12 protein-coding genes are annotated in these 14,776 nt (G+C 69.0%); 7 read left to right on the top strand and 5 right to left on the bottom strand.

The features are described 5' to 3' along the window. From AAF184_10970 to AAF184_10950, 5 genes are all read left to right on the top strand, one after another. Positions 1–1,482 (top strand): hypothetical protein, encoded by a 1,482-nt coding sequence (locus tag AAF184_10970; GenBank protein MEO0422850.1) that lies wholly within the window; start codon positions 1–3, stop codon positions 1,480–1,482. 60 nt (positions 1,483–1,542) lie between these two features. Further along, on the top strand, positions 1,543–3,312 hold the full coding sequence (locus AAF184_10965) for a CRTAC1 family protein (GenBank protein ID MEO0422849.1): 1,770 nt from the start codon (positions 1,543–1,545) through the stop codon (positions 3,310–3,312). Beyond that, complete coding sequence (locus AAF184_10960; protein ID MEO0422848.1) at positions 3,309–5,312, top strand: tetratricopeptide repeat protein; 2,004 nt, start codon at positions 3,309–3,311, stop codon at positions 5,310–5,312. Before AAF184_10965 ends, AAF184_10960 begins: the two co-directional genes overlap by 4 nt. A gap of 70 nt (positions 5,313–5,382) precedes the next feature. Beyond that, positions 5,383–6,450, top strand: coding sequence for a trifunctional transcriptional activator/DNA repair protein Ada/methylated-DNA--[protein]-cysteine S-methyltransferase (locus tag AAF184_10955; GenBank protein ID MEO0422847.1), 1,068 nt, complete (start codon positions 5,383–5,385; stop codon positions 6,448–6,450). Next, a complete protein-coding gene (locus AAF184_10950) occupies positions 6,447–7,202 on the top strand; it encodes an isocitrate lyase/phosphoenolpyruvate mutase family protein (protein MEO0422846.1) in 756 nt (251 codons plus the stop codon). Before AAF184_10955 ends, AAF184_10950 begins: the two co-directional genes overlap by 4 nt. On the opposite strand, the gene ggt is transcribed toward AAF184_10950, so the two are convergent. Further along, on the bottom strand, positions 7,199–8,980 hold the full coding sequence (gene ggt / locus AAF184_10945) for a gamma-glutamyltransferase (GenBank protein ID MEO0422845.1): 1,782 nt from the start codon (positions 8,978–8,980) through the stop codon (positions 7,199–7,201). The two genes, AAF184_10950 and ggt, sit on opposite strands and share 4 nt — an antisense overlap. A gap of 142 nt (positions 8,981–9,122) precedes the next feature. Between ggt and pdsR the strand changes: the two genes are divergently transcribed. Both pdsR and AAF184_10935 read left to right on the top strand, forming a co-directional pair. After that, positions 9,123–9,818, top strand: coding sequence for a proteobacterial dedicated sortase system response regulator (pdsR, locus tag AAF184_10940; protein ID MEO0422844.1), 696 nt, complete (start codon positions 9,123–9,125; stop codon positions 9,816–9,818). Positions 9,819–9,827: 9 nt separating this feature from the next. Beyond that, positions 9,828–12,005 carry an ATP-binding protein gene (locus AAF184_10935; GenBank protein MEO0422843.1) on the top strand — a complete coding sequence of 726 codons (2,178 nt, stop codon included), beginning with the start codon at positions 9,828–9,830 and terminating at the stop codon, positions 12,003–12,005. On the opposite strand, the gene AAF184_10930 is transcribed toward AAF184_10935, so the two are convergent. The 4 genes from AAF184_10930 to AAF184_10915 form a co-directional block, all read right to left on the bottom strand. Continuing rightward, positions 11,984–12,202, bottom strand: coding sequence for a DUF2442 domain-containing protein (locus AAF184_10930; GenBank protein ID MEO0422842.1), 219 nt, complete (start codon positions 12,200–12,202; stop codon positions 11,984–11,986). The genes AAF184_10935 and AAF184_10930 overlap by 22 nt on opposite strands. A gap of 35 nt (positions 12,203–12,237) precedes the next feature. Continuing rightward, positions 12,238–12,414: a DUF4160 domain-containing protein gene (locus AAF184_10925; protein ID MEO0422841.1), complete on the bottom strand. Its 177-nt coding sequence runs from the start codon at positions 12,412–12,414 to the stop codon at positions 12,238–12,240. Between the two features lie 107 nt (positions 12,415–12,521). Further along, a complete protein-coding gene (locus AAF184_10920; GenBank protein ID MEO0422840.1) occupies positions 12,522–13,253 on the bottom strand; it encodes a DUF429 domain-containing protein in 732 nt (243 codons plus the stop codon). Then, positions 13,250–14,644: an MATE family efflux transporter gene (locus tag AAF184_10915; protein ID MEO0422839.1), complete on the bottom strand. Its 1,395-nt coding sequence runs from the start codon at positions 14,642–14,644 to the stop codon at positions 13,250–13,252. Before AAF184_10915 ends, AAF184_10920 begins: the two co-directional genes overlap by 4 nt. Positions 14,645–14,776 lie beyond the last annotated feature (132 nt).

Below are 14,776 nucleotides of genomic sequence, written 5' to 3'. Positions count from 1 at the left end.
ATGCGTCTTTCCCTGACCTTCGCCGCCGCCATCGGTGCGCTCGCCCTCGCCCCCGGCGCGCTCGGCGCACCCGCCACGTTTGCCAATCCTTTCGCCGACGGACAGACAGTCCTCGCCGAGCGCGGGGCGGCAGCAGATGCGACGACGACGCTCGTCTACGCAACCGAGAAGAACGACGAGGCGGGCCCGCAGGTCACCCTGCGCTTGGGCCCCGATTGGGCGAGTGTGGAGACCGACGGCGAATCGACGATCGGCCTCTACGACTACGCCACGGGCCGTATCTTCTCCATCGACGGCACGGGCATCCGCTTCGGATCACTCCCGCTCAGCGCTGGCGTGGCCGCCCGAGTGCAGGAGCGGCAGAACCGCGACTTCCTGAGCAATGGCCTCGGCACCTTCATCCCCAACGTCGCGCGACGCTGCGATCAGGACGCCGAACTCGGCGTGAGCGTGCCGCCGGACACGCCCGATCCGATGGTCAGCGTCGCGCGCGATGACGGTGTGATCACCGTGATCTGCGAGGACACCACCCTCGCCCGCCTACGCTTCCGCCCAGGCACCGTGCCAGCCTCCTTCGCCAGCACCGTTTCGTCGATGGTGGCGCTACATCCCAAGGCCAGCGAGGCCCTGATCACCGCCAATGAGCTACCCGAGCTGATCGAGACTGAGTACCGCGACCTCGCCGGCCAGGTCACCCACCGCCATCGCTGGACGCTGCTCTCCCGGGAGGAGGCACGCTCCTCGTATCCACTGCGCTCCACCATGCGCAGCCAGACCCTCAGCGACCTGACCGACGCCATCGGCGAGACCCTGGCCCAAGTCGCCCTGGACGCAGTTAATGGATCTGCTGATAGTGAGCCGCCCGACATCGCCTCTGTGACTGGCGAGCTCGACGCCCTACTGGCCGACGACCGAGCGGACGAGGCGGCCATGCTCTTCATGGCGCGGGTCGCCCAGGTGCCGGCCCTGATGGAGCAGTGCGCGACGAGCACCGAAGGCATCTGTCGCGCCCTCGCGCCCCTGCGTACGCGGGCCGACGGCGGCGTGGCGGCGACCTACATGCAGATCATCACCGCCGAGCAAACCAATCAGGGCCTGGACGCGGCGATCAGCGCGAGCGCTGCGATCAAGGACGCACCCGGCGTCGCCAGCCCCGCTTTCCAGCAATCCCTCGCCCTGGCGTTGGTACGCGGCGGCCGGGAGGCCATCGACCAGGCACGAGGCACCGGCCTACCCCACGACCCCATCGCAATGATGCGGCAGAACCTCAAGGCCCAGCCTTACCACCCCGGCTTCTGGGTCGATCTCAGCGACCGCTACACCGAGGACTACGACACCGCCACGGCCTACCGGCTGATCGAGGTGGCCTGGTCCCTACCTGTGCCGGGGGCCCGCGCGCCCGACACGCCGCAGGTGGGACGTGAGCGCTTTGCGCAGCGCCTGCGAGCCGACTTCCCGGCATTCTTCGGCCCGGCGCCCTGAAGGCGAGGCGCCCGGCGATACAGTAAGCTCTAGCGCTTTGCGCCGAACGCCACCCGCCCTATGTCACGACTCGTTTCTCTCCGCCACGTCATCGCCGTCGTGTGCGCCCTCGGTCTGGCCGCGTGCGAGGAGACACCGCCAACGCCGCCGGCAGGCGCTGAGCCCCAGACGCCCTCGGACGCTACCGGGCAGACGAGCCGCGGCCCCGCCCCCTTCGCGGACATCACCGACCCCAGCGGCATGCGCTTCGTGCACGAGAACGGTCGCTCCGATCAGCGCTACATGCCGGAGATCATGGGCGCCGGCGCCGCCCTCTTCGACGTCGACGGCGACGGCGACCTCGACGTCTACCTGCTCCAGGGCGGCCCCTTGGACGATCCCGCCGTACCCCGCCAGGACGTGCTCATGCGCAACGACCTCAGCGCCGAGGGCGAACTGCGCTTCACGGACATCACCGCCGACGCCGGCATCCCCGCCGACGGCTACGGCATGGGCGTCGCCACGGGCGATGTGAACGGCGACGGCCTTGCCGATCTCTACATCACCAACTGGGGCCCCAACCGCCTCCTGCTCAGCCGCGGCGACGGCACCTTCGAGGACATCACGGACGCAGCCGGTGCGGACGATCCCGCCTGGTCCGTGCCCGCCACGTTCTTGGACCTGGATGCCGACGGCCACCTCGATCTCTTCGTCGGCAACTACGTCGACTTCCGCCTCGCCAACCACCAGGACTGCTTCACCGCCACCGGCGCCTCGGACTACTGCAGCCCCCTGAGCTACGGCTCCACCCGCGATCGGCTCCTGCGCAACACGGGCGAGGACACCTTCGAGGACGTGAGCGCTGCCGCCGGCGTGCGCGGGATCGCCAGCAAGGCCCTAGGCGTGATCACCGGCGACTTCAACGACGACGGCCGCACGGACCTCTACGTGGCCAACGACGGCGTCGCCAACCAACTCTGGGTCAACCAGGGCGACGGCACCTTCCAGGAGGACGCGCTCTTCGCCGGCTGCGCCGTGAACTTCGAGGGCGCGCCTGAGGCGAGCATGGGCGTCGACGCCGCCGACGTGGACGGCGACGGTGACGAAGACATCTTCATGACTCACCTGCGCGGTGAGACCAACACGCTGTACCTGAACCGGGGCGACGCCGTATTCGAGGATCGCACCTTGCGCTTCGGCCTCGCCGCCAGCAGCCTCTCCGCCACCGGCTTCGGCACCGCCTGGCTCGACGTGGAAAACGACGGCCTATTGGATCTGCTCGCCGTGAACGGCGCCGTCACCGTGGAGGAGAAGCTCGCCCTCGCCGGCGACGACTTTCCGTACCACCAACCGAACCAACTGTTCCGCAACGTGAGCGCGGGCGACACGCTCGCCTTCGAGGCTTACACCCACGACGCCCAAGACCCCTTCGCCCGCTCCGAGGTGAGCCGCGGCGCCGCCTTCGGCGACCTCGACAACGACGGCGACACGGACGTGGTGATCACCAACAACGGCGGCCCGGCGCGCGTGCTGGAAAACCGCGTCGGCCAGGACGGCGACTGGATCGGCCTGTCCCTACGGGTGGGACCTGATCAAGGGTACGCCCTCGGCGCCGCCGCGACGGTGACCCTGGCCAACGGACAGCAATGGCTGCGTCGCGTGCGCACCGCCGGCAGCTACGTCTCCGCCAACGATCCCCGCCTACTCTTCGGATTAGGTGCACGGGGCAGCAGCCCGCAGGACGTGACGGTCACCGTGCGGTGGGTGGACGGCGCCCGCGAGCAGTTCGGCCCCCTGCCCTCGCAGCGCTACCACACGCTGGTACGCGGCACGGGTAACACGCGCCCATGATCCGGCGCGCGCACATCCTCGGGCTCAGCGCCCTAGCTGCGCTGCTCGGCGCCTGCGCGCCGGAGGCCCCCGACGCACCCCCTGCGCCCCTGCGCACTTTGGAGGCGCCCGTCGCCGATGCGATGAGCGAGGACGTGGCGGCCTACATGGCGCAGCGCTGGGAAGAGTTCCAAACCAACCTCGACGCCGCCGACGGCGACACGGCCCGCGCCGAGGCCTACGCGGACTACGGCCTCGCGAGCTTCGGCAACGGCCTCGTCTTGCCCGCGCAGATCGCCTTCGAGAACGCCGTCGCCCTCGATCCGGACGACGCCCGCTGGGTCTACTTCCTCGCCCTGCTGCACCAGTTCACGGGCGACTTCGACCAGGCCGCGTCCGCCCTGGAACAGGTGCTCGACCAACGTCCCGGCGACGTCCCGGCCCTGCTGCGCCTCGGCGACGTCCGCTTCGAGCAAGCACGCCTGGACGAGGCGAGCGACGCCTACGAACAGGTGTTGGCGAGCTCGCCTCGCGAAGCCTCCGCTCACTACGGCCTCGGCCAGATCGCAAGCACCCGCGGCGATGATCGCGCCGCCGTGCGCCACCTCGAAACAGTCCTCGCGGAACAGCCCGGCGCCAACCGCGCCCATTACCTCCTCGGCCTCGCCTACCGCAACCTCGGCGAGAACGAGAAGGCGCGCGCGAGCCTCGCCCAGCACGGCGTGGTGGAACCGTCCTTCGAGGACCCCTTGTTCGACGCCATCAGCGGCGGCGAATCGCGCATCGGCGGCCTGTACACCTCGCTCACCCTCGGCTCCGAAGCGCTCATCGATGGCGACTACCGCCGCGCCGCCGAACAATTCCGTCAGGCGACCGAAGATCTGCCGAACGACGCACGGGCCTGGGTAGGCCTCGCCCGCGCCCTCACCCGCCTGGGCCAAGGCGATGACGCTTCGGAGGCCTACGAACGAGCGCTCGCCATCGAAGAGAGCGCCGATGCCCATCTGGCGCTCGGGGAACTGCAGCTGGCGAGCAAACGCTACGACGATGCCGAACCGCACTTTCGCCGCGCCTTGGCGCTCGACCCGGCTCTGGCGGACGCCCAGCTCGGCCTGGCTGAGCTGCTGATCGCCACCGAGCGCCAAGAGGCCGCCATCGAGGCCTACGATGCCGCCCTCGCCCTGGCCCCGGATGACCGCCAACTCCTGCTCACGCGCGCGGAGGCCCTGCTGGCGCTCGGTCGCACGGAGGAGGCGCTGGCGCCGATCGCGGCAGCGGCGCAGGCCAACCCGGGAGATGGGGTGCTGCGAGGTGCCTACGGCATCCTCCTGGCCCAAGCGGGGCGGGCGGAGGATGCAGCCGCCGAGTTGAACGATGCCCTCGCCCAGGCCAGTGACGAGGCAGGCCGCGCCCGCGTCTGGTACGCCGTGGGCCGCCTCGAGCAGGAAGCGCAGAAGGTGCCGGAAGCGATCGAGGCCTTCGAGCAAGCCCTCAGCGCCGACTCCGATCACCAACCCTCACGCCTCGCCCTCGCGCGCACCCAGGCCGGCGGCCGGCGCTACGCCTCCGCCGTCACCACCTATGAGGGTTACTTAGCTTCGGCACCTGACGACACGCAGGTGCGCATGGAGGCCACCATGAGCGCGGTGCTCGGCGGCAGCGGCCCCGACGCCCTGCGCCTGCTCGAGGCCGGCGCGGCGCTGGAGAGCCCCAGCCCCCGCGTGCTCTCCTCCCTGGCCCGCCTGCTGGTACTCACCGGCGATCCGGCGGTGCGCGACGTGGACCGGGCCCTGGGGCTCGCCGAACAGGCCCTGCGCCGCAGCGGCGCCATCGGCCACGCGGAGACCCTGGCCCTAGCTCTGGTAGCAGCGGGTCGCAATGCCGACGCCGTCGAGTTGCAGGAACAGGTGCTCGGCCAAGCCCGGGGGCGCGCCAGCGAGGCCCAGCTCAATCGCATCCAGGAAAACTTAGGCCGCTATCGCGCCGGCAGCCTCGGCCGCTTGCCCCTGGACGCCGGCTAGGGCGACCCGCTACGCAATTCCCGGCCCGATTTCCGGCGGCACCGCGGGATGGCGATGGTAGGGTGCGCCCATGCACGCCCTATTCGATCTGCCCAGCGATGAGGCGCTCTACGCCGCGCTCCTGTCACGCGACAGCGCCTACGAGGGTCGCGCCTACGTGTGCGTGGCCAGCACGGGCATCTTCTGCCGCCTGACCTGCCCGGCCCGCAAGCCCAAGCGCGAGAACTGCACGTTCTACGGCACCGTCGGCGAATGCCTGGAGGCTGGCTACCGCGCCTGCAAGCGCTGCCAGCCCTTGGCGGACGCGACGGCGATGGACCCGATGATCGGCGCCCTGCTCAACGCTCTGGAGGCGGACCCTACACGGCGCTGGCTGGAGGCCGACGTACAACGCCTCGGCTACGACCCATCGACCGTGCGCAAGCACTTCAAACGCCAGTTCGGCATGACCTTCCTGGAGATGGCGCGGCAACGGCGCCTCAAGGCCGGTTTCGACACCCTGCGCGACGGCGGCGACGTGATCGATGCCCAACTGGACGCTCGCTTCGACTCCCCCAGCGCCTTCCGCAGCGCCTTCGCCCAACTCCTCGGCTGCGCGCCGAGCGCGCTCGATGCGAAGCCGACCCTGATGGTGAACTGGCTGACGACTCCGCTAGGCGACATGATCAGCGTGACCTCGCGGACGCACTTACACCTACTGGAATTCTTCGAGCGCAAGGCCTTGAAGACGGAGTTGAACAAGCTCGCGGCAGCGGTGAAAGGCCGCATTGGCTTTGGCGCATCTTCGCCGGCGGAGCAGATCGGCGCCGAGCTCGAGGCCTACTTCGCGGGCACCTCGGCGGCCTTTAAAACGCCGGTAGCTTTTGCGGGAACGCCCTTCCAACAGAGCGTCTGGCGCGCGCTGGTGGAGATTCCGCCAGGCGAAACGCGCAGCTATGCGGACATCGCCCGGACCATCGGCCAACCCACCGCCACCCGTGCGGTCGCTCGCGCCAACGGGGCCAATCAGCTGGCGTTGATCGTGCCCTGCCATCGGGTGATCGGCGCGGACGGATCCCTGGCCGGCTATGGCGGTGGCTTGTGGCGCAAGCAGAAACTGCTGGAGATCGAAGCGTGCTACCGACCGACGACACGATGAACAACGCCGCCACCTTTCGATCGCTGCACGTGCCGGGCAAGCCGCTGGTGCTGTACAACGTCTGGGACGCGGGCAGCGCCAACGCTGTTGCGTCGGCGGGAGCGCCTGCGGTCGCCACGGGAAGCTGGGCGGTGGCCGCCGCACAGGGGTACGAGGATGGGGAACAGGTCCCCATGGATGCCGTGCTCAGGGTGGCCGAACGTGTGGCCGCCACGGTCGCTGTCCCCTTCAGCATCGACATCGAAGGTGCCTACGCGGAAGACCCCGCCAGCGGCAGGGCTAACGCGCGGCGGTTCATCGCCACGGGGGCTGTTGGCGTGAACGTCGAGGACCGAATCGTCAGTGGTGAAGGTCTTTATTCGGTAGAGACGCAGGTTGCCCGAATCGCCGCCGTCCGCGCCGGCGCGACGGACGCGGGCGTCGAGCTGTTCATCAACGCCCGGACCGATCTGTTCTTTGGGGTCGATGGAGGTCTGCACGAAGGGCTCACGGACGAGGCGGTCGACCGCTGCGCTGCGTACCGCGATGCGGGCGCCGACGGTTTCTTCGTACCTGGCCTAACGGATGATCGTCTGGTGGAGCGGCTGGTGAAGGACACCGTGTTGCCGGTGAACGTCATGCTCCTGAATCACCGGCGCCCCATCGCCGCCTTCGCTGACCTGGGGGTCGCGCGCGTGAGCTTCGGGCCTGCGCCCTATCTTCAGGCGCAGGCCGCCCTCGAGGCGGGGTATCGCGAGGTGGTGGGCGGCTAGTAGGCCGCCGCCCCACCCTCATTGCGCGGATCACTCACGCCCAACAGCGATCCATCCTCCAACCGGCTCACCGAGTTCGCATCCCCCAGCAGCCACGTGCCGGGCAGGGGGCGCATGTCGTGGCCGCGCAGGCCAAGCAGCATCAACGTGTCCGGCGACAGACCGAAGGGCTCGTAGATCACTCGCTCGGGCTTCCACTGGTGGTGGAAGCGCGGGCGGCCCACCGCATCGCGCAGCTTCATCTTGTGATCGACGGTGTTCACGACCACTTGGAACACGGTGGTGATGATCGTCGAGCCACCCGGTGAGCCGGTGACGAGCACGGGCTTGTCGTCCTTGAGGAGGATCGTCGGCGTCATCGAGGACAGCATGCGCTTGCCGGGTTGGATCTCGTTGGCGACGCGGCCGATGAGGCCGTAGGCGTTGGGCTCGTCGGCCTTGACCGAGAAGTCGTCCATCTCGTTGTTCATCAGGAACCCGGCACCGGGGATGACGTACTTGGCGCCGTAGGAGAGGTTCAGGGTGGTGGTGTAGGCGACGGCGTTGCCGGCCTTGTCCATCACCGAGGCGTGGGTGGTGTCGACGGGTTCGGGCGTCGCGCGGCCCGGCAGGATGTCGTCGCTGCGCGAGGCCACGGAGGGATCGTAGGTCTCCATGCGCATGCGGGCGTAGGCCTTGTCCGTGAGCATGGCGAGGGGCACGTCGTAGAAGTCGCTGTCGCCCAGGTGCTCGGCGCGGTCCGCGTAGGCGCGGCGCTCCGCCTCCACCATCAGGTGCACGGCGTTGGCGCTGGCGTAGCCCATCTCGTTCACGTCGTAGGCTTCGAGCATGTTGAGCATCTGGATCAGCAGGGTGCCGCCGGAAGAGGGTGGCGGCATGCTCACCACTTCATAATCTCGGTAGGTACCGATCATCGGCTCGCGCCACACGGACTCGTACTGGGCGAGGTCCTCGTGGCTGATGATGCCGCCGCCACGCTCCATCTCCGCCACCAGCAGATCTGCCGTACGGCCCGCGTAGAACCCCGCCTTGCCTTCGGCGGCGATGCGCTTCAGCGTGGCCGCGAGGTAGGGCTGACGGAAGACGTCACCCACCTCGTAGGGGCGCCCGGTCGGGTGATTGAAGGTGCGCAGGGTGGGTTCATGGCGGGCGAACATCTCCTGGCGCCGAGTGAATTGGTTGACCATGTCGTAGCTGAGGGCGAAGCCGTCTTCGGCGAGGGCGATCGCCGGGGCCATCACCTGTTCGCGCGGCAGCGTGCCGTAGCGCTCGAGCACGTCGAGCAGGCCAGCCACCGTACCCGGCACGCCGGAGGCGAGGTGGGACTCGCGGGAGAGGCCCGGGATGACCTTGCCTTCCTTGTCGAGGTACATGTCGCGGGTGGCCGCCAGGGGCGCGCGCTCGCGGTGGTCGTTGGTGACCAGGGTGCCGTCGGCGAGGTGGATGACCATGAAGCCGCCGCCGCCGATGTTGCCGGCGGAGGGGTAGGTCACGGCCAGGGCGAAGCCCGTGGCGACGGCCGCATCGATCGCGTTGCCGCCCTGGGCCATGATCGCCACGCCCGCCTCGGAGGCCAGCAGGGAGCGCGAGGCCACCACGCCGTTCTCCCCGTGCACGCCGTCGCGGCTGGCGCCGAGGGAGACGGCCGTCGGCTCGAAGGTGTTCACCACCTCGAGCGGCGTGGCGGCGAGGGCGGCGACGCCTGCCAGGGCGAGGCCGGCGAGCACGGCCAGGCGGCACAGGGGGGCGGCGAGAAATGCGGGGGCGGCGTGACTCAAGCGATACTCCTTCAGGTGTTCACGGGTGCCGGACGGGGTCGCGCCGGCCGGACACGAGCGGGAACTGGCCCGCCCGACCCCTGTCGCACGCTACTCTAGCAGGATAGTTATCCGCCGCTGATCCGCCGCCCAACGGAGCGCCATGAGCCGCCACATCGCCATCGTCGAGGACGAACCCGACATCCGCGCCAACTACTCGGCCGCCTTCACGCGCCTGGGCTACCGCGTGAGCACCTACGGCAATCGCGAGGACGCCCTGCGCGCCTTTCGCGATCGATTGCCGGAACTGGTGATCGTCGATGTGGGCCTCGGCGACGACGTGGAAGGCGGCTTCGAGCTGTGCCGCGAGCTGCGCGGCATGTCGAAGCGCCTGCCCGTGATCTTCCTCACCGCCCGCGACTCCGAGCTCGACGTGATCTCCGGCCTGCGCCTCGGCGCCGACGACTACCTCACCAAGGACATCTCCATCGCCCACCTCACCACGCGGGTGGTGGCGCTGCTGCGCCGGGTCGACGCCCTGACCAGCCAGGAGGCGGCCGAGGATGTGCTCGAGCGCGGCAAGCTGCGCCTCGACGTGGACCGCATGCACGCGAGCTGGGATGGCGAAGAGGTGCCCCTCACGCTCACGGAGTTCTGGATCGTCCATGCCCTCGCCCGCTACCCCGGCCACGTGAAGAACCGCCAGCAGCTGATGGAAGCCGCCAACGTGGTCTTCGACGACAGCACCGTGACCTCCCAGGTGAAGCGTATCCGGCGCAAGTTCGTCGCGGCGGACCAGGCCTTCGACGCCATCGAGACCGTGTACGGCATGGGCTATCGCTGGCTGGACGGCCGCTAGACGCTGCCCATGCGCCTGCGCTGGCAACTGCTGCTCGTGAGCCTGCTCACCCTGGCCCTGCCCTGGGCCGGGTGGCGCTACACGGTGGCCGTGGAGCGCGCCCAGCGCGCCGACCGCCAAGCGGGCTTGATGGAGAACGCCGCCCTGGTGGAGCGCATCCTGTCGGCCCGCCTCGAGCGCTTGCCCGATCCGCTGCTGGAGACCCAGGGCCGGGACCCGAACCACGAGCTCAGCGCACGCCGCCTCACGCGCACGGTGCTGATCGACGGCTTCGTCGACGAGTGGGCGCCGCTCGCCAGCACGACGACCGGCGCGCAGGGCACGCGCTGGCAGGCAGGGCTCGACGACCGCTTCCTCTACCTCTACGTGGAAGCCGACGACGCCTCGCCGCGCTACCGCTCCGCCCCGGGCGCTGGCGACGCCGATCACGACGCCCTGATCCTGATCTTCGACGCCCCCGACGGCGCGCGCACCTACGCGCGCATCGATACGCCCTCGCCTGGCCCCGTCAGCGCCCGCCACCTGCGCGACGACGACGTGCTGCCACGCATCCGCGGCTTCTGGCGCGCCGGGCCCGACGGACACGCCATCGAAGTGCGCCTCCCCTTGGACATGGTCGGCGACCGCTTCGGCTTCGCCGTCCTCGACGCCGACGAGGCCGGATCCTACGCACGGCTTACCGGCACCCTGGATGGCGATCTCGACGCCATGCCCCGCCCCGCCACCGTGAGCGCATGGCGCTCGGTGCAGCCCGGACTGCTGATCCGCCCCGCGACGCGCGTCAACGATCTACTTGGCCAACTGCGACGACCCGGTCAGCGCTTGAGCGTGGTGGACAGCGCGGGATGGCGGGTGGCCAGCGCGGGGCAGCTTAGCGACCTGCTAGCCGCCGAGCGCTACGCCATCGACGGCACCACCGAACCCACCAACGTGCCCCTCGCCGAAGCGCTGCTTCGCTTTCTGCTCCGTCAGGAAGACGAGGCGATGCCGGTGGTGCAGACGGACCTGCCGAGGCCGTCCCTGGTGAGCCTGGACGAAACCCTGGGCGGATCCCCTGCCGGCATGCGCTACCGGGTGGCCGGCGGCGAAGATCGCACGGTGGTCCTGTCCGCCGCCCACCCCATGCGGGGGCGCAACGACGAAGTGCTGGGCGCTGTGCTCATCGAGCAGTCGACGGACACCTACCTCACCCTCAACACCCCCGCGTTCTCGGGCCTGATGCAGACCACTGTGCTCGCCAGCCTTATCGCTGCAATAGGCTTGTTGGCGTACGCCACGGTGCTATCCCTGCGCATCGCACGCTTACGCAACGCCGCCGAGCGCGCTGCCGAAGGGGTGATGCGTCCCGGGGCCGTACTGAGTCCGCGGATGCCCCTGACGCGCGCGGGGGACGAACTCGGCGACCTGGCCCGTAGCTTCCAGGTGCTCCTCGAACGCCTTCGGGAGCAGACGGACTACCTGAAGACCCTGGCCCAGAAGCTCTCGCACGAACTGCGTACGCCGCTGACCATCGTCCAGTCGTCATTGGAGAACCTGGATTCCGAGCAGGACGGCGAGACCCAGGAGTACCTCACCCGTGCCGCGGCCGGTACGCGACGGCTTGGCGCGATCCTCAAGGCGATGAGCGAGGCGACGCGCCTGGAGCAGAGCTTGGAGTCGGTGGAGTTCGAACGCTTCGACCTTCGGGCGCTGGTGACGGGCATGCACGCGGGGTACGGCGCCGCGTATCCGCAGGCGACCATCGAGCTGCGCCTCCCTTCCGGGGGTGCACAGAGCCCGCTGGACGGCGCGCCAGAGCTGATCGCGCAGTTACTGGACAAGCTGGTCGACAATGCCGTTAGCTTCTCGCCCCCCGATAGGCCGATAGGGTTGACTCTGGAAGAGGACGCAGACGAGTACCGTCTCATCGTGCGTAACGAGGGACCTCCGTTACCGCAGGATATGCAAGCGCGCTTGTTCGACAGCATGGTGTCGGTGCGTGAGGGCGGCTCGCGACGCACGGACGACGAACGCGAAGACGGTTCACCGCATCTGGGCCTTGGGCTCTACGTGGTCCGGCTGGTGGCTCAGCTGCACGGTGGACGAGTAGAAGCAAGCAACACGGAGCGTCCTGCCGGCGTCAAATTCACCTGCACGCTACCGAGGGTTTTGGTTAGGTCAGGGACTCAGCGAGCCGTCAACGGATAGCGTTCTGGATGGCGAATGCTGTCCAGGGCGAGGTCCACATCGAGGTCCGGCCAGCGAAGGTGCCCGGCAGCCGGTTGCTCAACGCACTGGATCGCCGCGACGGTCGCCTCGCGAAACCATGGAACCTGATCGAATGACAGGAACAGCTCCTCTTGGCTGACCAACAGCCAGAAGCCATGTTGTGAGATGTTGGTCACCTCAACCGAAGTGGGTGTCCCACGCCGCGATGAGCTCATCGGAGTGTGCCTCGACGATGCGTTGAATGCGGTTTGTGTGCCGCCGACAGACCGTGATTCCTAGCCAGGCTGATTCTAGGTTCAAGCCGGAACTTGGCCTCTCCCTGACCGGAGAGGACGTGCACATGGCGGCGGGACTCCTCTCGACTGAAGAAGAACCTGCGCGCCGGCATCCCCGGCTCAGACCCGGAGCTCGACCTCAACGAAGACGGGGTGGTGAACCTGGGCGACTTCCGCGCGTTGCGCCCCTACCTCTTCCAGCCCCCGGGGCCGAGCGAACTCACCGATCATTGCGACTAGCCGGGAACACCATGTGCGCACAGGCGTCGGCGTCCGCTGGGATTCTCGTGAGGGACAGGCGGGCGCTGATCGCCAGCACCAGGGCGTCAGCGATGTCGTCCAGGGCCACGTCGGCGCGGCGGGTGGATCGCACGATATCGTCCTTGAGCACCTGTGCGGTGGGAAAGTGCTGCTTCAGGATGGCGTAGCGGGCTGCCTGGCCAGCGTCGGACTTCTTGCTTTCCGCCAGCGCCTCCCCATCGGGCGCCAACGCGGCGAAACACAGCTCCGGGTGCGCTTCCAGGACGCGCCGGCGCTGGATCGGGTCTGCCGCCAGGAGTCGGTCGAGTTCGCGGATCTTGGGCGTGAGATGCCAGGCCTGCTTGCTGATCGCCACCCCCAGGCGCTCACGGTTGCGCGCGCAAGCGCTCTCGTAGTTGGGCGCGTAGACGGCGGTCCGGCTCGGCACGGCGAACACCGACGAGGCGCGGGGACGCCCCAGGCGCAGGCGCGCCTCGCGCTCGACGGCACGCGGAGCGTCGTCCGCGAGGCCGATCGGCATGTCGACCAGAATCCGGCCGCGAGGCCAGCGCGCCAGCACCTCGTCGACGCCGGTGAACACGCCCCAACTCGTCGCCCCGGCCTTGGTCAGATGAATCGCCAACCAGCCAGCGCGGCATCCGTCGACGCCGACGACGCCCCCACGAGCCGGCCCCAGCGCGACCGTCGTCACGGCGTGACCGGCGCCGCCGAGCGCTCAGGCGCCCACGGCCGCCTGCTCACCTGCCAAAGGCGATAGTTGAGCAACGCCGCGCACACGGTCAGCCCCACCACGAGCCCCACCCACACGGTGCGCGGCCCCCAATCGAGAACGATGCCGAGCCCGTATGCAAGCGGAAAGCCCACCACCCAATAGGAGAAGAGGTTGATGAGAAAGGGGATGCGCGTGTCCTTGTAGCCGCGCAGTCCACCGGCTGCGCCCACCTGCAGGCCATCGGAGATCTGGAACAGGGCGGCCATGCCGAGCAGGCTGATCGCGATCGTGCGCACCTCGTCCGCCTCGCCGGGACGCAGGTAGAAGCCCACGATCTGCTCGCCGAAGATCAGCATCACGATGGCCGACAACAGCATGAAGGCGCCGCACAGCCCGACCCCCAACCACGCGCGAAAGCGAGCGTCATCGGCGCGCCCCGCTCCCAACGCATGCCCCACCCGCACGGTCACCGCGTTGTGCACCGACAAGGGCAGCATGAACATCATCGCCGCGTAGTTAATGGCGATCTGATGGGCACCGACCACGCTTGCGCCGAGCGTGCCCATCATCAACCCGACACAGGAGAACAGACTCGCCTCGGCCAGCACGGAGCCGCCGATGGGCAGCCCGAGGGCAACGATTTCGCGCAGGCGGTCGAGGCGCGGCCACTCGAAGCGGGAGAAGAGATTCAGCCGCGCGTAGACCTGCCGCCGCACGAGCACGTAGATCAGCAGCACGACGAGCATGAGCCACTGCGCCAGGGCCGAGGCCAACCCACAGCCGACAGCCCCCAGGGCGGGAAATCCGAAGTGTCCGAACATGAGCACGTAGTTGCCCAGCAGATTGCCCGCAAAACCTATCGCTGCTGTTAGCAGAATCGGAGCCGTGTGACCGATGCCCTCGCTCGTGTAGCGCAACACGAGAAAGACAAAGAGTGCGGGCAGGCCCCAGGCGATGGCACCGATGTAGCCCGCTGTCTCCGGCACGACCGCCGGATCGATGCCGATCCAAAGCAGAAACCGTCCGCTCCCCTGCAGGGCGAGCAGGAGCACGATCGACAGTGCCAGGGCCAGCCACAGGGCTTGGCGAAAGAGGCGCCCTACCCGCCCCCGCTCGCCGGCGCCGATGCGATGGGCCGTGAGCGGGTTGACGGCCATCAGCAAGCCGAGGCCGAGGAGGTAGGGCATCATGTAGAGCGCGTGGCCGACCGCCACCGCCGCCAGGGTGGTCGCTCCGAGCCGGCCGGACATCACCGTGTCGAAGAACCCCATGCCGGTGGTCGCCAGGTTGTTGACGATGATCGGCGCCGCGAGGTGCAACATCGCGCGCAATTCGCGGCTCAGGCGGCGGGGGAACGGGGGGGCGCTCATAGCGGACTCGCTGATCAGCTGATCGCGCCGTCGGCGGCGCGCACCGGCGACGCTCGCCGGGCCGGGGAGCCTAGCAGGGCCGTGCGCTGCTTGCACCGGTGCCGGGGGCTCGCGATCATGGGCGCGAGCAGG

Source organism: Pseudomonadota bacterium (assembly GCA_039815145.1).
Classification (GTDB): domain Bacteria; phylum Pseudomonadota; class Gammaproteobacteria; order Steroidobacterales; family JBCBZW01; genus JBCBZW01.
Note: the sequence above shows the minus strand (reverse complement) of the source record. Positions and strands in the feature narration are given on the sequence as shown.